This window comes from Streptococcus sp. 27098_8_148 (genome assembly GCF_041432105.1).
Lineage (GTDB): Bacteria > Bacillota > Bacilli > Lactobacillales > Streptococcaceae > Streptococcus > Streptococcus parasanguinis_AE.
The window spans coordinates 195,723-216,614 of the sequence record NZ_JAPVYY010000001.1 but is presented as its reverse complement, the minus strand read 5'-3'; the positions used below and the strand labels follow the sequence as shown (position 1 = coordinate 216,614).

Here is a 20,892-nt window from a genome sequence, read left to right as displayed (position 1 = left end):
AGGGACTAAAGCAAGAAGTCATGCTCCTCTAGGCCCAATATTAGGAGATTTATGCTACAATAAAAGCTGAAGAGACAGAAAGGATACCACCTATGACCAGCATTTATGATTTTTCTTTAGAAAACCAACAAGGAGAGGAGATTCCCCTTTCCCACTACCAAGGCAAGGTCCTCATCGTGGTCAATACAGCAACAGGCTGTGGCTTGACCCCGCAATACCAAGGACTGCAAGATCTCTACTTGCGCTACCAGGAAAAAGGGCTTGAAATCCTAGACATTCCCTGTAACCAATTCATGGGGCAGGCGCCAGGAACTGCAGAAGAAATCAATAGCTTCTGTAGCCTCAACTACCAGACCACCTTCCCACGATTCGCCAAAGCCAAGGTCAATGGCAAAGAAGCCCTTCCTCTCTATGACTGGCTCAAAAGTCAAGCAGCTGGACCACTGGGCAAACGCATCGAATGGAACTTCTCAAAATTTGTCATCGACCGACAAGGCCAAGTTGCCCAACGCTTCTCCTCCAAAACAGAACCAGCTGCCATGGAAGACTTGATCCAAGAATTACTTGAGAAATAAGCAAAAAAAGCCTGAGCTAATGCTCAAGCTTTTTTTCTTTAATCAATTTCAAGTCCACCGGTGTACAAGCGGTAATAGGTGCCACGTTCTGCCATCAAGGAAGCATGGTTGCCTCGCTCGATGATGCGTCCATGGTCCATGACCATGATGACATCGGAATTGACAATTGTCGACAGACGGTGGGCAATGACAAAGACAGTCCGACCTTCCATCAAGCGGTCCATCCCTTCTTGCACCATCTTCTCTGTCCGAGAGTCAATCGAAGACGTCGCTTCGTCCAGAATCAAGACTGGCGCATTGGCAAGGGCCGCACGGGCAATGGCGATCAATTGTCGTTGGCCGTTTGAAAGGCCAGCCCCATCATCCGTCAAGACCGTTTCATAGCCCTGATCCAAGTGCTTGACAAAGGAATCCACATTAGCAATTCGAGCTGCCTCAAGGATCTCCTCCCTCGTTGCATCAGCACGGCCATAAGCGATGTTTTCCGCAATCGTACCAGTGAATAAGTGGGTATCTTGAAGAACGATTCCAAGAGAACGACGAAGAGAATCTTTCTCGATCAATTTGATATCGATCCCATCATAAGTAATCATTCCGGATTGGATATCATAGAATCGGTTGATCAAGTTGGTGATGGTTGTCTTCCCTGCACCAGTCGCTCCGACAAAGGCCACTTTTTGCCCCTTATCCGCATAGAGATTGATGCCATGAAGAATTTGTTTCTTCCCATCATAAGAGAAATCAACATTATCAAAGACCACATTTCCGACCATCTTGACAAGCTGGTAATCTCCATTTGGACGAGGGTGTTTCCAAGCCCATTTGTTGGTTTTCTGATCGGTTTCGACCATTTCTCCATCGACTAGTTCATAATTGACCAGCGTCACTTTTCCTTGGTCGACTTCTTCTTCTTCGTCCAAGAGATCAAAGACACGATCTCCACCAGCCAAGGCCATGAGGACAAAGTTCAATTGTTGAGAAACTTGGGCAATGGGACCTGTGAAGGAACGGTTCAATTGCAGAAAGGCCATGAGACCACCAATGGTTAAACCACCGACGCCGTTTAGCGCAAAGAGGCCCCCGATCAAGGCTGTCAGAACAAAGGAAACATTTCCCAAGTTCCCAAGAATCGGCATGAGGACATTGGCATAGCGGTTGGCTTGGTAAGAGGATTCAAAGAGTTGATCATTGATCCGATCAAAATCCTCAATGCTTTCTCTTTCATGCACAAAGGCCTTAACCACTTTTTGACCAGACATCATTTCTTCAATAAAGCCGTTCTCAATCCCCAAGTTCTTTTGTTGGGCCCCGAAGTAACGACCTGACTTGCCAGAAACATCCTTGATGATAAAGACCATGACGATGACCATGAAAAGAACAATCAAGAACAAGAGTGGACTAACCGTCAGCATAGTAATCGTTACCCCAAGGATGGTAATCGCTGAGGATAAGAGTTGCGGAATGGATTGTTCAATCGCTTGGCGAAGGGCATCAATATCATTGGTATAGATAGACATGATGTCCCCGTGTTGGTGGGTATCAAAGTAACGAACGGGCAGTTTTTGCATGCGAGCAAACAACTGATTTCGAAGACTTCTAAGTGAGTCTTGTGAAACAGTTGCCATAATCAAGGTAAAGCCATAGTTGGCAAGGACCCCGATCAAACAGATCAAACCAACCCGTGTCAAGAAGGACAAGAGCGGTCCAAAATCATGGCTATTGCTTGTCAGCATGGGCTCCACATAGACATCGACCAAGGACTGAATCGAAGCTGTTACATTGACCGTCGCAAGAGACGATAGAATGATTAAGATAAAGGAAACAATCAAGGATACCTTGTAGTTTTTCCAAAGGAAGTCGAGCAGGCGAAGGATAGAGCCTAGATTTGCTTTTTTCTTAGTTTTCATCTGCTTCTCCTTTCCCTTGTGTTTGCATTTCATATACTTCTTGGTAGATGGCATTGGTCGCAAGCAATTCCTCGTGACGACCGATCGCATCGATTTGGCCATCATTCATCACAATAATACGATCTGCATCTTGAATAGAGGAAATCCGTTGACCAATGATGATTTTGGTCGTCTCTTTCAAGCTGGTTGCCAATCCTTGACGGATCAAACTATCTGTCTTGGTATCGACTGCCGAAGTCGAATCATCCAAGATCAAGATCTTCGGATTCATAAGAAGGGCACGCGCGATACAGAGACGCTGGCGTTGGCCACCAGAGACGTTGGATCCCCCACGCTCAATCATGGTGTCATAACCCTCTTTGAAATCTTGAATAAATTCATCGGCTTGGGCAATCTTACAAGCTGCGATGATCTCTTCATCTGTCGCATCCTTATTTCCCCAGCGCATATTTTCTTTAATCGTACCAGAGAAAAGGACATTGGTCTGAAGAACCATGGCCACTTGCTTACGAAGGGAATCAAGATCGTATTCTTTGACATCGTGGCCTGCTACTGTCACCCGACCAGACTCGACATCATAGAGACGAGGAATCAACTGCACCAAGCTTGATTTCCCTGATCCTGTTCCTCCCAAGATACCAATCACTTCTCCTGAACGAATGGAAAGATTAATCCCTTGTAAGACATGGGTCTTGTCGCCATTTTCATCGGTATAAGCAAAGGTCACATCCTCAAAGTTGATGGAGCCATCAGCAACTTCTTTGATCCCATTTTCTGGAGAGTCAATCGTCGTTTTGGACGTCAAGACTTCATTGATCCGCTCGACAGAGGCCATGGAAATCGACAACATGACAAAGATCATCATAAACATCATGAGCGACATGAGAATGGTCATGGTGTAGCTAAACATAGAAGTCAGATTCCCAGTGGAGAGTTGGCCACCAACGATCAGATGAGCCCCAATCCAAGAGATCAAAAGGAAAGAAGCATACATGGAAAGCATCATAGCTGGGCTACTCAAGACAACGACACGGATAGCCTTCATAAACATGTTATAAATTCGACGAGAAGCCTTCTTGAATTTAACCGTTTCATCTGCTTCCTTAACGTAAGACTTCACCACCCGCATATTGGTGATGTTTTCTTGGATACTGTTGTTGAGATTGTCATAAGCTTCAAATACTTCTGTGAAGAGCGGATACACAATCTTCATGATGATGCTTAAGACAGTTGCCAAAAAGATGGTCACATAGACAAAGATCATGGCCATTTCCGCATTGATCATGAAACAAGCCACAATAGCAAAGATCAAATTGAGAGGTGCCCGAACACAGATCCGAATTACCATTTGATAGGCATTTTGCACATTGGTCACATCCGTCATCATCCGAGTGACTAACCCACCTGATGAGAATTGATCAATATTCTCAAATGAGAAGGTTTGAACCTTTTTGAAAATAGCCCGACGAAGGTTTTTGGCAAAACCAGCCGATGCGTAGGCGCCATAACGGGCAGACTGCATCCCACAAAAGAGGGAGAGAAAGGCACAGACCAGCATGAGCCCACCGTAAAACAAAATATTGTTCATGTTTCTTTGTTGAACACCTTGGTCCAAAAGACTCGCCATGACAAAGGGAATCGAAATCTCAAACATGACTTCAAAGACCATGAACAAGGAAGCCAATATCGAGGGCTTCTTGAATTCTTTGATCTCGGAAATTAAGGATCGAATCATTATTACCTCCAATGTTATTCATACTTTTTCCTGCGGTAGAAGCAAAGCTTCTTTCCATCGAAAATAGGTCAAAACACACAAAATTCCCTGAGGGAAAGACCCTAGGGATTACGCGTTTTTTATAGTCTTCATTGTAACCTAAATTGCAAAAAAATGCAAGATTTTTAGACAGCATCCGTTTTTCTGTTGTTCCAGTACAAAAGAGGCTGGGACAAAAGTCCTAGCCTCACAATTATTTTTGGATTGTCGAGCAAGACGCAGTGGCTGAGTGGGCTCTACTACGCTGATTTTATCAGCTTTTACAGCCCTACTCAACTGTGCGGAGGTGGGACGACGAAATCGAATTCTAACGAATTACCGATTTCTGTCCCACTCTCTTTTCTATTTATTCAGCTAAGAGCACTTCTTTGATGGTTTGCTTTTGGAGTTTTCTGTTGGATAGATAAAAGAGGCTTTCATAAACCACAGCAAAGCCAAGCAAGGTCCAGAAGCACACATTCCCATCAAAGTGATGCTCAATCTTTTCAGGAACCGTATCTTTGATCACACCGATCAAAATTTCCATGATACCGTATTGGTAAACCGTCCCAAGAACAAATCCTAGATAAGCCCAGAAACGATAGGGAGCGAGAATATGACTTTGGCATTCACGATCGGTGTAGCCAAAAGCCTTCATAAGAGCCAAGGTTTCACGACTTTCTGAGACAACAATCCCCAATGACAAAAAGAGTACCGAGAAAGAAAGGATCAAGCCAATCATGATCATCATGGTTTGGATGATATCATCTGTGTAATCCCTGAGGCCAAAGGACAATTGAACCATGGCTGCAAAACACATAGAGCCAAAGACCACAAAAAACAAGATCGATTTTCTCCCCCAAATCAGTGACGAGGATAGCTCTTTTAGGAAGTCTTTCTCTTTCTTAGGAGCCTTCTTTCTCCTATTGACCTTGATCGGACTTGGGGACTTTTTCAATAAGCGAAGAGCCGGGGTTTGTAATTGTCTTCTAGCATAACCAATCGCGAGAAGCATAAAAAATGCCATTGGAAGGATCACCAAAGCAAGCAAGAGCTGCCAGTGAAAGTGAATGGTAATTTCTGGCAGGATCCCCTTCTCATTACGGAAGTCATAAAAATGTCCCATCATGAGAAATGAAGCAAAATAGCCAAGAAACGCTCCAACTCCAAAACTGAGTCCAAAGGCCCAAAACCGTTTCGCCAACTGGCCATTGCTGTAGCCCAAAGCCTTTAAAATTCCTAATTGTTCCTTGTGGTCATCGACAAATTGTTTGATATAAAAACACATGAGAAGGACCGACGTCAAGGACAAGACAACTCCACTGACCATGGCCACCATCCAGGAAAGCGAAACCTGGGCATCATAGTAGGTCTGAATCATGGGATTGGTTTTCGAAATCTCCAACTGCTCGATATCTAGGTAAAAATTCAAGAAGAGATTAGCCACAAAGACCGCACAGGCTCCAATGATACTGACGACAACTAATTTTCGAATATCTTTTACTGAAAACATGGCTTACCATCCAATCTCATAGGCAGTCTGAGGTTGATCATTGGTCACAACTTCGGTAATTTTGCCACTATTGACACGAATGATGGTTCTGGCCATATCCGCAATATTTTGGTTGTGCGTCACCATGATGAGGGTAAAGCCCAGCTTTTCCTTTAACTTCCAGATATAGTCGAGGATCTTGCGCCCTGTTTCTTCATCGAGAGCTCCCGTCGGCTCATCTAAGAAGAGAATCTCTGGCTTTTTGGCCAAGGCCCGAGCAATGGAGACTCTCTGCTGTTCTCCACCCGACAATTCACTCGGATATTTGTCCAGCTTATCGCCAAGTCCCAAATCCTCGATGATCTGCAAAAAATCATGATTGTCTGCCAGGTCAGCTCCCATCTTTACATTTTGTCTGACCGTTAGATTCGGCAATAGATAATACTGCTGGAAAATAAAGGCAATCTTCTCACGTCGAAAGGCTGTCAATTGAGGATCCGTGAGTTGTGATAAATCTTGTCCTTGAATGAGGATATGCCCCTCGTCTACCTTTTCTAAGCCTGATAACACATTTAAGAGAGTTGACTTTCCCGATCCAGAAGGGCCAAGGATAACCACATCATCCTGGTCTTGAATCTGCAAATCAATCCCTTTTAAAACCTTAGTTTGGCCGTAACTTTTGTGCACATTTTCTAGTTGAATCATTTCTTTCCTACCATTTCTTTGATGAGAGATTGACAAACCTCTGTCAGTAATCCAATCACCTCTTCCATGCCGAACTGATAAATACCAGAAGCAACCATAGAGGCCATCCCGTGTGAGTAAATAAATAGATGCTGGTACAAGCGACTAGCTTCCTCTACAGTCAAAGGATAGTCTGCAACAATCGAATCCAGAACCAATTGGTAACTATGATCCTTCATGGGAAGAAAATCTTGAAAGCGACGAATCGGATCTTTGCTAGGATTTTGGAAAAGCAATTGAAAGAGTTGTGGCTCTTTTGAGGCGAAAAGGATATAAGCAACCCCGACAGATCGAAAAGGTTTCTCATCTTCTAAGGCCTTGCGAATATACTCCACCACGACCATCTCCGCAGCACCAATAACCTCTGCTTGTAACTCAGCCATATTAGCAAATTGCCCAAAAATGACTCTCGGTGTAGCTCCCAGTTTCTCCGCTAAGGCTCTAGCCGTCAAACTAGCCATTCCCTCTTCTTTCACCAATTGTAAAGCTGTCCCAATGATAGCCTCTTTACTATATTTAACCTTGGGTGGCATAAGACTCCTTTCGCGCAACATCCGTTGCGCAACACTTGTTGCATAAAAGAATACCATAAAAAAGAAAGACTTGTCAAGAAAAATCTGAAAATCACAAAACAAAAAACCAGACCACCGATAAGAGTGAAATCTGGTTTACTAACAAGATTCTAAGGCAAATCATTTCCTGCAGCCAAGTAGATTTGGTACCATTCCTTGCGGGTCAAATTCACCTCTGCTGCTTTCCCTGCTTCAAGGACATGCTGTGGCTTGGTTGTTCCGATGACCGCCTGCATCTTACCAGGATAGCGGAGGACCCAGGCAAGGGCGATAGCTGTAGGTGTGACCTGGTATTTTTTCGCTAAGTCATTGAGGACATGATTGAGAGCTGCAAACTCTTCCTTGCCGACAAAATTCCCCTTGAAATAGCCATGCTGGAGGACAGACCAAGCTTGAATCACCGTATCAGTTAAACGACAATACTCAAAGACGCTGCCATCTCGCACGGCTGCTTTTGGCCCTTCCATGTTGACATGAAAACCAGCTTCAAAGCTCGGTGTAAAGGCTGCACTCAACTGCAGCTGGTTGACCTTGAGAGGTTGTTTGACAGCCGTCTTAAGCAATTCCATCATCATGGGATTTTGATTGGACACCCCAAAATGACGGACCTTGCCAGCTTGCTCCAAGTGATCAAAAGCTTCCGCTACTTCTTCCGGTTCCATGAGGGCATCCGGTCGGTGAAGGAGGAGACTATCTAAGCGCTCGATCTGCAGACGCTCGAGAATGCCATCAACTGAGTCCAAAATATAGTCCTTCGAAAAGTCAAAATAAGTAAAGCCGTCTTTGCGAATCCCGCACTTGGACTGGATCCACATCTGGTCCCGAAGATCCGGACGACGCTTGAGAACCTTACCTAGCAGTACCTCACACTGGCCATCGCCATAAATATCTGCTAGATCAAAGGTGTTGATCCCAATCGACAAGGCCGCCTCCACCAAGGCCTCCACCTCATCTTCACTCATCTGACTGATCCGCATCATCCCAAGGACAATCGTGGACAGACGCTCATTTTCATCAAACTCAATATAGTTCATGTCCGCCTCCTTTTCTGTAATTCTATTGTAGTGAAGAGGCTTGCAAAAGTCAATTTGCAATCAAAAAGCCCTCAGTTGTAACTGAGAGCTTATCTAATTAGCGATAGCTAAGAGCACGTTTAATGGTCTTCCATGGTCCGAGGTCATCGGTCTGAAGGATCAGGCTCGCATAGATACGAGCGATGAGAACTGTTCCCACGATGGTAAAGAGAACTGCAATTCCCAATGAACCCCAAGATTCAAGACCAGTCGCATAGCCATTGATGGTACGGAAAGGCATGAAGAAGGTTGAGAAGAAAGGAATGTAGGAACCGATTTTCAATAAGAAGACGTCACCGGCACTTCCCAAGGTGGTTACCCCAAGGAAGCTAAAGATAACTAACATCATCAGTGGTGAAATCGCTTTTCCTGAATCTTCTGGTCGTGCAACTGTGGAGCCTAAGAAGGCAGAGAGCACCACATACATAAAGATCCCAAGGATAATGAAGAAGACGGTATTAAGCGAGATCGCTTCTGCTAGGTGTTGGGTAATTGGAGAGTTTGGAGCAAGAATATCCTTGACAACTGGGATATCTGCTCTAAAGATCCAAACAGCTACTAGCCCAACTACATAGACAAAAATATGGGTAAAAATCACTCCGAAGAGTCCGAGCATGCGTGCGAAGAAATAGTCGGTTGCTTTAATACTAGAGAAGACCACTTCCATGATCTTAGTTCCCTTTTCACTAGCCACTTCTTGGGCTGTGATACTCGAGTAGAAGATCAAAATCATATAAAGCAACATTCCTAGACCACCTGCAACCATGGTTTGCACCATTTTCAAGCCTTCTTTTTTCTCATCAATTTTTTCTTTGAGAGAAACCTGTTGAGACAAGGCTGTCAGCTGCTCTTTGCTTAGATTGGCACGCGCTAGATTGATCCCTTGTTGGACCTGGCTTAATTTCGCAGTGACAAGCGATTTTAAATCTGTTTTCATGGCTTGGTCACCCACATAAGTCGCTTCTAGCTGGCCATCTTTTTCATCAACCATTAGGTAAGCAGCTGCTTTCTCATCCTTAATGGCTTTTTTAGCTGCAGCTTCATCCTTGTAGTCCAAGGTCAAGCCATCGGTTCCTTTGAGGCTTTCTTTGACAGCTGGCACTTCTGTCACCAAGGCCACTTGGTTTTTGGCATCTGTAGAAGAACCTGTCAGATAACCGATTCCAATGCTCAATCCTAAAAAGAGGAAGGGACCGAAGACCATGAAGAGGAAACTCCATGATTTCACTTGTCTGATATAGGTTTCTTTCATTACGACAAACATCTGTTTCATACTTCTACTCCTGATTCAAGTTTAAAGATCTCATCAATAGTTGGGGCTTGGTGGTCAAAGGTTGCAAGGTAGTGGCCCTTGGTCAAGCGGTCAAATAATTCTGGACCAGCTGATGCATCATCCAAGATCAGCTTCCAAGTCCCTTGCTTGGTCATGCTGACCTTGGTCACGTGTGGCAGAGCTTCTAACTCTTCTTTGCTAAAGTCGTTTGAGACAAAGAGGCGAGTCTTGCCATAGCTATTCCGAACCTCTTGGACAGGCCCTGAAAGGACAACCGAACCATCACGGATCATTAGGATATCATCACACAACTCTTCGACGTTGGTCATGACGTGGTCAGAAAAGATAATGGTTGCCCCACGCTCTTTTTCTTCAAAGATGACCTGCTTGAGCACTTCTGTATTGACCGGATCCAAGCCGCTAAAGGGTTCATCTAAAATGATCAATTTAGGCTCATGGATCAAGGTGATGATCAATTGCACCTTCTGTTGGTTCCCTTTTGAGAGACTCTTGATTTTATCGGTCAATTTCCCCTTCACTTGGAGTTTTTCCATCCAGGTCGGTAATTTTTCCTTGACCTCGGCGGTGCTCATTCCTTTTAAGGCAGCCAAATAGCGGACCTGCTCAAAAATCGTAAGTTTTGGCATAAGACTGCGCTCTTCAGGCAAATAGCCAATTTCCTTGTAAGTCTCTTGTGTAATGGGTTTGCCACCTAGGCGAATCTCGCCGCTGTAGTCCAAAAAGCGCAGGATGCTGTGGAAAATAGTTGTTTTCCCGGCACCATTTTTCCCAACTAAGCCAAGGATATGCCCTTGTTGAGCTGTCAGATCTACTCCGAAGAGAACCTGCTTATTCCCAAAGCTTTTTTCTAAATTTCTAATTTCTAACATGGATGACTCCTTTACTCTTTATAATAACGTTTGGTAATCTTGTATTGTGAGACCAAGATATAGAGATAAATCAGTGATACCACTACTAATGCTAACAAGATATCTGAATGGAAAGCAATGCCAACTAAGAATATCGCAATTAAGGAAATCGGTAAGATATAATTGCTTAACTTAATGATAATTTCATAGTTTTCCTCGTAGCTAATCTGCTTTTCTGCTTCATCCATCATACTCATCATAAATTCACGCACTTCCTTGGCATTGGCATTGCGGGGAATCGGTTTTCCATAAATCAGATGGAAGGTCTTGCGAAAGAAGATATCCGATAGGAAAAATAGGGCAATCAAGACAAGAAAGAGATAGAGCATGGTAAAGTCTCCAAAGATAAAAGCCATGTCCCCAGCGCCAGGTCTATCTAAGTCGACCAATTGACTATAAAAAATGACGAATAAAAAGTAGGGCAAGATCATGATGCCTTTAAAAATGGTCGCTAAGCCATATAGTTTTTTCTTTTGAATGTCATAGTGATAGGCTTCATCATCGTCTTCTATTTGGAGCATCTTTTGATGGACTTTTCTCGCGCACATCAGTAAGGTTATCGTGAGTATAAATGCGACTAAGAATAAAACTGCTGAGCCCAAAAGGAGTACTTCTTTACTAAAGAAGGATTGGATTTCTAGGGGCTTTTCGTATCCAAACATTTCTGTCAAAAATCCGATAACTCCTCCGATCAAGCCGGAAACTGTAATGATACCTACATTTCTCCAAAAACGGTAACGAGGGGTTCGTTCTTGTTGTTGCTTTTTCATTGTTATTCCTCTTCCTCCACTAGACTAAAGACATTTTCCACAGGTTCCTTGAAAATCTGGGCGATGGTGATGGCAATGATAACCGAAGGGGTGTATTCACCCCGCTCCAAGAGACTGATAGACTGGCGCGAGACTCCAGCTAGCTTGGCTAGCTCAGATTGGTTGAGACTATCACGCGCCCTCAGCTCTTTCAGTCGATTTTTTAAGATCATGGCTTTCGCCCCCTTATAGTTGAATATCTTGAATATCTTCGATACGGACTAATTTGGTTTCTTTTTGTTGTTTATTGGTCTCACGACTCAATTTGACCCAATCTTCATCAATATCCAAAATTTCATACTCGGCTCCAAAACCATCTACAGTAACAGTGGCCGTTTGGCCTTTTAATTCTTCTAAAAGTCTAGACATTTCTTGATTTCCTTTCACTTGTTTTTCTAATCTTTTAATACGTTTGTTCAACTTTTTTATCTTCTTTTCTGAGCTAGTATAAATGATAACCAGAAAAGGGATAAATAGAATCCATATAGCTCCCATAAGAAAACCTCTCCTTCTTTCAACTAAAAACATTGTAACACTTCTTTTTCTTTTTGACAAGTATATTTGTCAAATAAATAAAAATATTTGTCAATAATAGCAGGATGGTTGACATGGATATTTTGAGTACTTAAAGGAATTTCTTTATTTTTATAGGGTTTTAAGGCCTATAACTTGCAAATCCTGGAAGAAAAAAACAGTTGAGAAATTCTCAACTGTTTCATCTTTTTACATCTTAACGCACTTCTGCATTGACTTTTTCTTCAAGTGAAGCTTGGATTTTTTCCATGTAGCGTGCGACTTCTTCATCTGTCAAGCTATCTTCTGGATTTTGGAAGGTCAAGCTGTAGGCCATAGACTTCATGCCAAGTCCTAGTTTTTCACCTGAGAAAACGTCAAAGAGTTTGATATCTGTTAAGCGTTTCACGCCAGCAGCTTGAATCGCATCAACCACTTCTTGGTGGGTCACTTCTGCTTTGAGGAGAAGGGCGATATCACGGCTCACAGCTGGGAATTTGGTGATTTCCACAAAGGCTGCGGCTGGTTGAAGAGCTGCTTCAATAGCAGATAAGTTCAATTCTGCCACATAGGTTTCTGGAATGTCATAAGCCTTAGCTGTTACAGGGTGGACTTGTCCCAAGACCCCAATCACCTGGTCACCAAGTGAGAGCAAGGCTGTACGTCCTGGGTGGAGACTCTTGATTTCCTGTGTTGCTGTATAAGTCACTTCAAGACCCAAGCGAGTAAAGAGGACTTCCAAGATTCCCTTGGCATAGAAGAAGTCAACTGGAACAGCTGGAGTTTGGAAGTCTTTTTCAGCAACTAAGCCAGTCAAAGCAAAGGCAAAGCTATTGATTTCGTTTGGCAAGTCTTCTTTTGGATTGCCTGTCTGTTCAAAGACTTTTCCGATCTCATAGAGGGCCAAATCTTTGTTCTTACGAGCGACATTATAAGCTACAGTATCCAAGATTCCTGAGATCATATTTTGACGGAGGACCGAACGATCCACAGTCATTGGCCACATGAGCTCCGTTAAGTTGCTTGGTGCAGTCGTGAACTCCACTGCTTTTTCAGGAGTTGTCAGTGCATAAGTAATGATTTCAGTCAATCCAGCCCCTTCAGCGATAGTCCGAACTTGGCGACGCAATTTTTGAGTCGCTGTCAATTCACCTGCTGTCCCGTCATCTTTTGGAAGGGTTGCTGGTAATTTGTCATAACCATAAATTCGAGCAATTTCTTCAAAGAGGTCCGCTTCGATAGTGATGTCCCAACGGCGACGAGGAACGCTGACTGTGAAGCTTTCTGCATTTCCAGAAAGGCCAAAACCAAGACGACGGAAGACATCTTCGACATCCGCGTAGGAAAGTTCTGTTCCAAGGACACGGTTCACGTCTGCAAGAGTAGAAGAAACTTCTACATCAGAAGTGTCTAACTGGCCTGCTGAAACGATGCCCTTACGTACGGTTGCACCAGCCAATTCAGCAATCATACTTGCTGCGGCATCAAGGGCTTCATTAACAGTTGCCACATTGATGCCTTTTTCAAAGCGAGAAGATGATTCAGAGCGTAGGTTGAGGCGACCACTAGTCTTACGGATCGATTTGCCATTGAAAACAGCCGCTTCAAGAACTACACGAGTAGACTTTTCAGAGATTTCTGTAGCCTCTCCCCCCATGACACCTGCAAGGGCAACAGGTTTGTCAGCAACCGTAATCACGAGGTCACTTGTTTCCAACTCACGCTCTTCCCCATCCAAGGTCACTAATTTCTCACCTGCACGCGCTTCACGTACACGGATGTCATTTCCTTCAAAGGTATCCAAGTCAAAGGCATGCATGGGCTGACCAAAGTAAAGCAAGATATAGTTGGTCACGTCAACCACATTATTTATGGGACGGATGCCTTCATTCATGAGGAGGTTTTGCAACCATTGTGGACTTGGTGCGATGGTTACATTGTCCAAGATACGAGCTGCATAATAAGGAGCCTTATCTGTGTCGATGCTGACAGAAAGAGCATCCGCTGCAACTTGGTCTGTTTCTGTTAAAGTAAATTCTTTGAAGTTGACTGCCTTGTCATAGATGGCTGCTACTTCATGTGCTACCCCACGCATCGAAAGAGCATCTGCACGGTTTGGAGTGATAGAAAGCTCGATGATTTCATCATCCAAGTCTAGGTAAGAGAAGACTTCTTCTCCTGGAACAGCATCCTCTGGCAAGATTTGGATGCCATCCGCAAATTCTTTCGGTACAACTGAGTCAGAAATGCCTAACTCACCAAGTGAACAGATCATCCCAAGGGATTCCAAACCACGGATTTTCCCTTTTTTAATCTTGTAGTTATCTGCGATGCGAGCACCTGGAAGAGCCACCATCACCTTGATGCCTGCTCGCACATTTGGTGCTCCACAGACGATTTGACGCGCTTCTTCTTCCCCCACATTAACTTGGCAGACATGAAGGTGTGTCTCTGGCACATCTTCACAAGACAAGACTTCTCCGACGACAATTTTTGAGAGACCAGCAGCAGGAGATTCTACACCTTCTACTTCGATCCCTGTAGTTGACATTTTTTCAGCCAACTCTTCTGATGGCACATCCACGTCCACCAATTGTTTTAACCATTTATATGATACTAACATTATTCTGATCGTAAGATCCCACTTGGTGAGATCTTCTCAATTCCTTTCTCTCAATTTGGACCCACAATTAAGCTTGCGGATTCTCCTTCAAATGCTTGCGCAGCAACCAGTCGATATCCACAGCTTCCCCTGTGATAAAGTGGTGCTCGCTAAATCGTTCAAATCCGAATTGTTTGTAAAAGTTTTGGGCCTTAAAATTCCGTTCCCAGACACCCAGCCAGACCCAGTCAAATCCACGTTTTTGAGCCTCTTTTAAGGCAAAGGTAAACATTTCCTTGCCATAGCCCTTGCCATGATGTTCTTTTTTGACATAGATGCGCTGAATTTCAAAAGCATTGTCCATCTCTACTGGCTCCGTTTGTGCCTTGCCCCAGTTAAACTTGAGGAAACCACAAATTTCCTGATGGTGATCAAGGACAAAATAGGTCTCTGATTCCGGGTCTGCTAGGTCCTTTTGGATTTGCTCTAGCGATAAAACCATCTGGTAGTAATCTTCCATATCGGCATCAGAGTTGTAGGGACCAAAGGTATCCCCATAGGTTTCCACCTCTAATTCCCTTAAAATATGAAAATCTTTCGCCTTAACTTTTACTAACATAATTATTTAAATTGTTCTGAAAAACGGATATCCCCTTGATAGAAGCCACGGATATCATTGATTCCGTAACGAAGCATGGCCACACGCTCTTGACCAAGTCCAAAGGCAAATCCTGAATAGATTGTTGGATCAATCCCACTCATCTCAAGGACGCGTGGGTGAACCATACCGGCTCCCATGATTTCAATCCAACCAGTTTTCTTACATACGTTACATCCAGCACCACCACATTTGAAGCAAGAAACGTCCACCTCAACCGATGGCTCAGTGAATGGGAAGTAAGAAGGACGCAAACGGATTTGGCGTTCTGCACCAAACATCTTTTGCACGATCAATTGAAGCGTTCCTTGAAGATCGGCCATAGAAATGCTTTTCCCAACAACCAAACCTTCGATTTGATGGAATTGGTGGCTGTGGGTCGCATCATCCGTATCCCGACGGAAAACCCGCCCTGGAGAGATCATCTTCAATGGTCCTTTGCTAAAGTCATGCGCATCCATAGCCCGCGCCTGTACAGGTGAGGTATGGGTCCGAAGCAAGATTTCTTCTGTGATATAGAAGGTATCCTGCATATCCCGCGCTGGGTGATCTTTAGGCAGATTCATCCGTTCAAAGTTATAATAGTCTTGCTCCACTTCAAAGCCGTCTACGACTTGATAGCCCATCCCGATAAAGATATCTTCGATTTCTTCACTGGTTTGGGTCAAAATATGACGGTAACCACTAGCAACTGGACGACCTGGTAGGGTCACATCGATGCTTTCGCTAGCCAATTTGGCTTGGACTTTCTTTTCTTCCAAAAGTTTGGCCGTTTCTTCAAAGGCAGCCGTCAAGACATCACGCGCTTCATTGACGTGTTTCCCGATAACCGGACGCATCTCAGCAGAGACATCCTTCATCCCTTTAAGAATTTCCGTCAGAGATCCTTTTTTTCCAAGAACAGAGACCCGTAGTTCTTGCATCTCTTTTTTATTTTCAGCAGAAATCTGCTTCAAAGCTGCCAGCGTTTCTTCACGAAGCGCTTTTAATTGTTCTTCAATCGTTGACATATTTCCTCCATCATGGTCCCTCTACAGACATAGAAAAAACCACGCGCCAACACCCTCATTCGGAGCGTTGACACGCGGTACCATCCGTTTTTTATCCGTAAACCAGACCTTAATTTCTAAATCCTTTACGCAAGTGAATTCACTCAGCTTTCATGCAAAGAGCTTTCAGTCACGGCTCTTCTCCCTGTCGCACTTCCCTTGAGATACTAGTCTTGCAGATTTCTATTCGATTACTATCTAGTTTAGCAGATTTTTTGTTAAAAAACAAGTTAGATGAGACTAATTTCAATATACAAAGGAACAAGAGGCCGTGCATTATCTATTTGCCTTGTCTGTTTCATCTGATTGCCTTTTCAATAGAAGAGTGGCTGCTTGGTTAAAACCATCACACCAGTTATACCATTTTGCTTCATACTCATCTTGAGGTAAGATACGATGTTTTAAATCCAAAACAGAGGATATCTTTCTTTCCTCGCAAGCTTGCGCATAGAGAGCATACAATTCATCGCCACCATCTCTATCAAACTCAGCAGAAATCGTATCCCGACCTGCCAATAAAGCCTGATAAGCCCTGTGATGCCCGTCTGTAATCAAGAAGCGATTTCCAAATGCAAGAACACTAATTGGATCCACATTGATGATGTCTGCCGACTGATCCAGCATCTGGATAGCTTGTAACTTCTTTTCTGATAAATAAAGTTGGGTCGGATGAAGATCTGTTATCTTGACTTCCATTTCTTTCTCCTCTACCAAGAGTATAAAAGTTGGTTCTGGGCACTGGTAGACATTTTCAAAGGTCACGATTTAAAGACCTGCCAAAGCCAAATTCCCCCGCCATTCTTGTGATTCGTTTTCTTTTTATTTAATGACTTGTCCAGCATCTTTCAAGACAGATTCTGGAATAGTAATACCCAATTCATCTGCGACTTTTTTATTGATGACAGATTTTCCTTGGCTAAAGATTTCAACAGGTGTATCCGCAGGTTTTTGACCTTTCAAGATCTTCGCAGCCATTTTACCAGTTGCTACTCCAAGATCGTGTTGGTCGACAACGACTGAACCAAGACCACCAGCTTCTACCATAGCTGTCGCACTTGGGAAGATTGGTTTTTTAGCTGTTTTGTTGGCTTCGACAACTGTTGAGAAGGCTGAAGCGATGGTATTGTCGATTGGAACCCAGATGGCATCGACTTTGCCTGACATTACAGACACAGTGGAAGCAATTTCGTTTGTAGAAGGAACAGAATAAGGAACGACCTTGTAGCCTGCTTTTTCAGCCAATTTTGTAAATTCTTCTACTTGAGATTTTGAGTTATCTTCACTGGTTGAGTACAGGATCCCAATTGTTTTCACGTTCGGAGTCAATTCTTTGATTAATTTCAACTGTTGCACAGTTGGATTGTGGTCAGATACCCCAGTGATATTGCCACCTGGTTTTTTCAAATCTTTGACCAAGTTTGCGCCGACCGGATCAGTGACAGCTCCCATAACGATGGGTTTGTCTTTTGTTGCACTAGCCAATCCTTGAGCAGATGGAGTTGCAATTCCAATCAAGACTTGGTTATCCTTGTCTACCAATTGTTTACTCATGGTTGCAACTTTGTTTTGGTCGCCTTCAGCATTAAGGTAATCAATGTCCACTTTATCCTTATCATAACCTTCTTCAGCCAAACCATCTTGAATTCCCTTGTAGATCAAGTCAAGCGAAGGGTGGCTGACCAGCTGTAAGACCCCAACTTTAGCCTTTTCATTGCTGCTTGCTGCCTTGTTGTCTTTGCCTGCTGTAGCTGAATAGATCGCTGTCCCAATGACTGCTGCTGCAATCAAACCAATAATTCCCATTAAACGTTTATTTTTCATTTTTAATACCTCTTCTATTTTTCATTTTCTTCTTTTTTTCCATCATCTAAAGACTGCGACGCCATCGTTTCTTCATATCTTTTCTCCCTTCTCATCTAAAACAAAAAACACGCCCACACATAGCAAAAGCTATGTGAGGACGTGTCATCGCGGTGCCACCTCACTTATGGGAAAAGGATAGTCTCCCCCATATCTCTGTCTTGTCTAGCAACAAGTTGCACGATAAGGTGTGCCAACCGAATTTTTATTGTTTCAAATTCATCTCATCATTAGTCCAATTTCATAAACTGCCGCTACCCACTCTCAGCAACCGTGGGCTCTCTTGAAACTTTCATTTACTACTTTTCTAATTTCTTACATTTTAAAATTTTCTTTCAAAAATGTCAATACTTTTTCTGCATTTTTTTGAAAACGTTCGCATTTTCTATTCAACATCCTCTTGCTTCTCTCTGGGATTTCCGCACTAATTTTGATATAATTTACTAGAATAAACGCTAGAATGATGAGGAATCCCATGTCTTTTGATGGATTTTTTTTACACCATATGGTGCAAGAATTGAAGGCCGAACTCTTGAGTGGGCGCATTCAAAAAATTAACCAACCCTTCGAGCAAGAATTGGTGCTCCAAATCCGAGGCAATCGGAAAAACCAAAAGCTCCTGCTCTCTTCCCATTCTGTCTTTGGACGGATTCAACGGACCCAGACCAACTTTGAAAATCCTGCCTTTCCCAATACCTTTATTATGGTCATGCGCAAATATCTTCAAGGCGCTGTCATTGAAGGGATTGAGCAAATGGAGAACGACCGGATTCTTGAAATACGTGTCTCCAATAAAAATGAAATTGGAGATGCCATTTCTGTCAGCCTCATGATCGAAATCATGGGCAAGCACAGTAATATTATTCTCCTGGACCGCACCAGCAATAAAATCATCGAAGCTATTAAACATGTCGGCTTCTCACAAAATAGCTACCGGACCATTCTCCCTGGATCAACCTATGTAGCTCCTCCGAAAACCAACTCGGTTAATCCTTTTACAATTGGAGATGAAGCCCTTTTTGCCCTTCTTCACAAAGAAGAGTTAAGCCCAAAGAACCTTCAAAAATGTTTCCAAGGTTTGGGGCGAGATACGTCTCAAGAATTGGCCAAGCGACTTGAGACGGATGAAAAATTAAAAACCTTCCGTGCCTTTTTCCAAGCTCCAACTGAGCCACGCCTAACGACCAAATCCTTCTCGGCTATTCCCTTTGAAGATGCCACTAGTCAAACCTTTGAGACACTTTCCGATCTGCTGGATGACTATTACCGAGACAAGGCTGAGCGCGATCGGGTGCAACAACAGGCCAGTGAATTAATCCGCAAGGTTGAAAACGATCTTGAAAAGAACCGAAAAAAATTAGCCAAACAAGAAGCTGAGTTAGCGGCGACCGACAATGCGGAAGAATTCCGCCAAAAAGGAGAATTGCTGACAACCTTCCTCCATCAGGTACCAAACGACCAAGACCAGGTTGTTTTGGATAATTACTATACAAATGAACCGATCACCATCCAACTCAACAAGGCCCTGACTCCCAATCAAAATGCCCAACGCTACTTCAAGCGCTACCAGAAGTTAAAAGAAGCCGTCAAACATTTGACCATCCTCATTCAAGAAACCAAGGAAACCATTTCTTATCTTGAAACGGTTGAAACAGCCCTTTCTCAAGCGAGCCTGGCTGAGGTGGCAGAGATTCGAGAAGAGCTAATCCAGACCGGCTTTATCAAACGCCGCAACCGTGAAAAAATTCATAAACGGAAAAAACCTGAGAAATACCTGGCGAGTGATGGAAAAACCATCATTTTAGTAGGTCGCAATAATCTGCAAAACGATGAACTGACCTTTAAGATCGCTAAGAAAGATGAGCTCTGGTTCCATGCCAAAGATATCCCGGGAAGCCACGTCGTCATTACAGGAAATCTCAATCCATCGGATGAAGTGAAGACCGATGCTGCAGAGTTGGCCGCCTACTATTCCAAGGCCCGTCTCTCAAACCTGGTCCAAGTAGATATGATCGAAGCCAAGAAACTCAATAAACCAACTGGTGGAAAGCCCGGCTTTGTCACCTACACCGGCCAGAAGACTCTGCGGGTCACCCCAGAAGAAGAAAAAATCAAAGCCATGAAACTAACAGACTGATTTCAAAAATAAAAGAGAGTGGGACAGAAATCGGTAATTCGTTAGAATTCGATTTCGTCGTCCCACCTCCGCACAGTTGAGTAGGGCTGTAAAAGCTGATGAAATCAGCGTAGTAGAGCCCACTCAACCACTGCGTCTTGCTCGACAATCCAAAAATAATTGAGAGGCTAGGACTTTTGTCCCAGCCTCTTTTTATTCTGCTTTATGGATGTCTTCTTTGACCTCATCAACATTGAATTTGGCAAAGAGGTACTGACGGTCTTGAACTGGGAAACGTTGATCCAGCTGATCGATAGCCCCTACCTCTACAATCCCTTCTAAGATGACAAAATCCATGACATGGCCACCAAAGGTATGGTCATCTGAAATAAAGTGCAAATGGTAACCTGCCACACTCACGCCATGGAAAATTTCCGGTGTCCAAAAACCGACGATGGTACCTGTGACATTTTCCCGTGTATATTCTGGCTGATGGGTTGCAACCTCTGCAAACTTCATCTCTGGTGTTGATTTTGGAATCATACGGACATGCATCTTGGCAAAATCACCATGAATCTTAATAGAGCGGAACAGATTTTCCCCATCATAATAAGACTCAATACGGGCTTCCAATTCCTCGTCCGTCATTTCAAAGCGTTGGCGGAAAATCACTTCTGCTTGGTGAGGGACAACTGCTGCATAAGGAACCTTGGCATCCGGAGAAACTTCGACTATTTCAGGATGGTCCCCTGATCCTTTGGCCTGATATGCCTTACCATCTAATACGATCAACTCTCCATCGATAGAATCAAGCGTCCCAACTCCCAGATCTCCGTGTTCCAAGAGTTCTCCAATCGTAAATGAACCCCCGTACAGACCCGCCATTAGGGCACCTAAAGTATTGTATTGAAAAAGTTTCACTGGTTCCATGTTTTTCTCTCCTCATTCTATCTTCTACCAGTATACC

General features: G+C 43.6%; 19 protein-coding genes and 1 other annotated feature. Of the genes, 2 read left to right on the top strand and 17 right to left on the bottom strand.

Annotated elements, in window-relative coordinates; translation table 11 throughout:
• Positions 1 to 92: 92 nt before the first annotated feature.
• Complete coding sequence (locus tag O3646_RS01025) at positions 93 to 575, top strand: glutathione peroxidase (RefSeq protein WP_371610389.1); 483 nt, start codon at positions 93 to 95, stop codon at positions 573 to 575.
• Between the two features lie 38 nt (positions 576 to 613).
• Here O3646_RS01025 and O3646_RS01020 read toward each other — a convergent pair whose 3' ends face one another.
• The 16 genes from O3646_RS01020 to trpX form a co-directional block, all read right to left on the bottom strand.
• A complete protein-coding gene (locus O3646_RS01020) occupies positions 614 to 2,482 on the bottom strand; it encodes an ABC transporter ATP-binding protein (RefSeq protein WP_041826381.1) in 1,869 nt (622 codons plus the stop codon).
• Complete coding sequence (locus O3646_RS01015) at positions 2,472 to 4,217, bottom strand: ABC transporter ATP-binding protein (protein ID WP_371610388.1); 1,746 nt, start codon at positions 4,215 to 4,217, stop codon at positions 2,472 to 2,474. The genes O3646_RS01020 and O3646_RS01015 overlap by 11 nt, the downstream gene beginning before the upstream one ends.
• A gap of 385 nt (positions 4,218 to 4,602) precedes the next feature.
• Positions 4,603 to 5,748: an FtsX-like permease family protein gene (locus O3646_RS01010; RefSeq protein WP_371610387.1), complete on the bottom strand. Its 1,146-nt coding sequence runs from the start codon at positions 5,746 to 5,748 to the stop codon at positions 4,603 to 4,605.
• Positions 5,749 to 5,751: 3 nt separating this feature from the next.
• Positions 5,752 to 6,432: an ABC transporter ATP-binding protein gene (locus O3646_RS01005; RefSeq protein WP_371610386.1), complete on the bottom strand. Its 681-nt coding sequence runs from the start codon at positions 6,430 to 6,432 to the stop codon at positions 5,752 to 5,754.
• Entirely contained in the window at positions 6,429 to 7,004 is a 576-nt protein-coding gene (locus O3646_RS01000; protein WP_155169484.1) for a TetR/AcrR family transcriptional regulator, read from the bottom strand. The genes O3646_RS01005 and O3646_RS01000 overlap by 4 nt, the downstream gene beginning before the upstream one ends.
• Positions 7,005 to 7,153: 149 nt before the next feature.
• A complete protein-coding gene (locus tag O3646_RS00995) occupies positions 7,154 to 8,077 on the bottom strand; it encodes an aldo/keto reductase family oxidoreductase (protein ID WP_371610385.1) in 924 nt (307 codons plus the stop codon).
• A 97-nt stretch (positions 8,078 to 8,174) separates the two neighbouring features.
• On the bottom strand, positions 8,175 to 9,389 hold the full coding sequence (locus tag O3646_RS00990; RefSeq protein ID WP_070466250.1) for an ABC transporter permease: 1,215 nt from the start codon (positions 9,387 to 9,389) through the stop codon (positions 8,175 to 8,177).
• Positions 9,386 to 10,279, bottom strand: coding sequence for an ABC transporter ATP-binding protein (locus O3646_RS00985; protein WP_214259848.1), 894 nt, complete (start codon positions 10,277 to 10,279; stop codon positions 9,386 to 9,388). Before O3646_RS00985 ends, O3646_RS00990 begins: the two co-directional genes overlap by 4 nt.
• An 11-nt stretch (positions 10,280 to 10,290) precedes the next feature.
• The gene (locus O3646_RS00980) at positions 10,291 to 11,088 is read right to left on the bottom strand and encodes a DUF3169 family protein (RefSeq protein ID WP_371610384.1); all 798 of its coding nucleotides are present in this window, start codon (positions 11,086 to 11,088) and stop codon (positions 10,291 to 10,293) included.
• 2 nt (positions 11,089 to 11,090) lie between these two features.
• Complete coding sequence (locus tag O3646_RS00975; protein ID WP_049522589.1) at positions 11,091 to 11,300, bottom strand: helix-turn-helix transcriptional regulator; 210 nt, start codon at positions 11,298 to 11,300, stop codon at positions 11,091 to 11,093.
• 13 nt (positions 11,301 to 11,313) lie between these two features.
• On the bottom strand, positions 11,314 to 11,622 hold the full coding sequence (locus tag O3646_RS00970) for a hypothetical protein (RefSeq protein ID WP_371610383.1): 309 nt from the start codon (positions 11,620 to 11,622) through the stop codon (positions 11,314 to 11,316).
• Between the two features lie 235 nt (positions 11,623 to 11,857).
• Complete coding sequence (gene pheT, locus O3646_RS00965; protein ID WP_371610382.1) at positions 11,858 to 14,263, bottom strand: phenylalanine--tRNA ligase subunit beta; 2,406 nt, start codon at positions 14,261 to 14,263, stop codon at positions 11,858 to 11,860.
• Positions 14,264 to 14,330: 67 nt separating this feature from the next.
• Positions 14,331 to 14,861, bottom strand: a complete 531-nt coding sequence (locus tag O3646_RS00960; RefSeq protein WP_024055668.1) for an N-acetyltransferase — start codon at positions 14,859 to 14,861, stop codon at positions 14,331 to 14,333.
• A gap of 2 nt (positions 14,862 to 14,863) precedes the next feature.
• Complete coding sequence (gene pheS / locus O3646_RS00955; protein WP_155167551.1) at positions 14,864 to 15,910, bottom strand: phenylalanine--tRNA ligase subunit alpha; 1,047 nt, start codon at positions 15,908 to 15,910, stop codon at positions 14,864 to 14,866.
• A gap of 315 nt (positions 15,911 to 16,225) precedes the next feature.
• Positions 16,226 to 16,645 (bottom strand): chromosome partitioning protein ParB, encoded by a 420-nt coding sequence (locus O3646_RS00950; RefSeq protein ID WP_049482289.1) that lies wholly within the window; start codon positions 16,643 to 16,645, stop codon positions 16,226 to 16,228.
• A gap of 123 nt (positions 16,646 to 16,768) precedes the next feature.
• Positions 16,769 to 17,770 (bottom strand): tryptophan ABC transporter substrate-binding protein, encoded by a 1,002-nt coding sequence (trpX, locus tag O3646_RS00945; RefSeq protein ID WP_371609052.1) that lies wholly within the window; start codon positions 17,768 to 17,770, stop codon positions 16,769 to 16,771.
• Between the two features lie 132 nt (positions 17,771 to 17,902).
• Positions 17,903 to 18,134 (bottom strand) — a binding site (T-box leader).
• 150 nt (positions 18,135 to 18,284) lie between these two features.
• Here trpX and O3646_RS00940 point away from each other — a divergent pair.
• Positions 18,285 to 19,946 (top strand): NFACT family protein, encoded by a 1,662-nt coding sequence (locus O3646_RS00940; RefSeq protein ID WP_371610381.1) that lies wholly within the window; start codon positions 18,285 to 18,287, stop codon positions 19,944 to 19,946.
• 192 nt (positions 19,947 to 20,138) lie between these two features.
• Here O3646_RS00940 and budA read toward each other — a convergent pair whose 3' ends face one another.
• The gene (budA, locus tag O3646_RS00935) at positions 20,139 to 20,855 is read right to left on the bottom strand and encodes an acetolactate decarboxylase (RefSeq protein ID WP_003002766.1); all 717 of its coding nucleotides are present in this window, start codon (positions 20,853 to 20,855) and stop codon (positions 20,139 to 20,141) included.
• Between the last annotated feature and the right edge of the window lie 37 nt (positions 20,856 to 20,892).

What these genes read in the sequence shown, in the direction of transcription:
- pheS (WP_155167551.1), bottom strand. Translation starts at nt 15,910, where the DNA reads ATGTCAACGATTGAAGAACAATTAAAAGCGCTTCGTGAAGAAACGCTG.
- O3646_RS01025 (WP_371610389.1), top strand. Translation starts at nt 93, where the DNA reads ATGACCAGCATTTATGATTTTTCTTTAGAAAACCAACAAGGAGAGGAG.
- pheT (WP_371610382.1), bottom strand. Translation starts at nt 14,263, where the DNA reads ATGTTAGTATCATATAAATGGTTAAAACAATTGGTGGACGTGGATGTG.
- O3646_RS01020 (WP_041826381.1), bottom strand. Translation starts at nt 2,482, where the DNA reads ATGAAAACTAAGAAAAAAGCAAATCTAGGCTCTATCCTTCGCCTGCTC.
- O3646_RS00975 (WP_049522589.1), bottom strand. Translation starts at nt 11,300, where the DNA reads ATGATCTTAAAAAATCGACTGAAAGAGCTGAGGGCGCGTGATAGTCTC.
- O3646_RS01000 (WP_155169484.1), bottom strand. Translation starts at nt 7,004, where the DNA reads ATGCCACCCAAGGTTAAATATAGTAAAGAGGCTATCATTGGGACAGCT.
- O3646_RS00970 (WP_371610383.1), bottom strand. Translation starts at nt 11,622, where the DNA reads ATGGGAGCTATATGGATTCTATTTATCCCTTTTCTGGTTATCATTTAT.
- O3646_RS00980 (WP_371610384.1), bottom strand. Translation starts at nt 11,088, where the DNA reads ATGAAAAAGCAACAACAAGAACGAACCCCTCGTTACCGTTTTTGGAGA.
- O3646_RS00940 (WP_371610381.1), top strand. Translation starts at nt 18,285, where the DNA reads ATGTCTTTTGATGGATTTTTTTTACACCATATGGTGCAAGAATTGAAG.
- O3646_RS01010 (WP_371610387.1), bottom strand. Translation starts at nt 5,748, where the DNA reads ATGTTTTCAGTAAAAGATATTCGAAAATTAGTTGTCGTCAGTATCATT.
- O3646_RS00950 (WP_049482289.1), bottom strand. Translation starts at nt 16,645, where the DNA reads ATGGAAGTCAAGATAACAGATCTTCATCCGACCCAACTTTATTTATCA.
- budA (WP_003002766.1), bottom strand. Translation starts at nt 20,855, where the DNA reads ATGGAACCAGTGAAACTTTTTCAATACAATACTTTAGGTGCCCTAATG.
- O3646_RS01005 (WP_371610386.1), bottom strand. Translation starts at nt 6,432, where the DNA reads ATGATTCAACTAGAAAATGTGCACAAAAGTTACGGCCAAACTAAGGTT.
- O3646_RS00995 (WP_371610385.1), bottom strand. Translation starts at nt 8,077, where the DNA reads ATGAACTATATTGAGTTTGATGAAAATGAGCGTCTGTCCACGATTGTC.
- O3646_RS00990 (WP_070466250.1), bottom strand. Translation starts at nt 9,389, where the DNA reads ATGAAACAGATGTTTGTCGTAATGAAAGAAACCTATATCAGACAAGTG.
- O3646_RS00960 (WP_024055668.1), bottom strand. Translation starts at nt 14,861, where the DNA reads ATGTTAGTAAAAGTTAAGGCGAAAGATTTTCATATTTTAAGGGAATTA.
- O3646_RS00985 (WP_214259848.1), bottom strand. Translation starts at nt 10,279, where the DNA reads ATGTTAGAAATTAGAAATTTAGAAAAAAGCTTTGGGAATAAGCAGGTT.
- O3646_RS01015 (WP_371610388.1), bottom strand. Translation starts at nt 4,217, where the DNA reads ATGATTCGATCCTTAATTTCCGAGATCAAAGAATTCAAGAAGCCCTCG.
- trpX (WP_371609052.1), bottom strand. Translation starts at nt 17,770, where the DNA reads ATGAAAAATAAACGTTTAATGGGAATTATTGGTTTGATTGCAGCAGCA.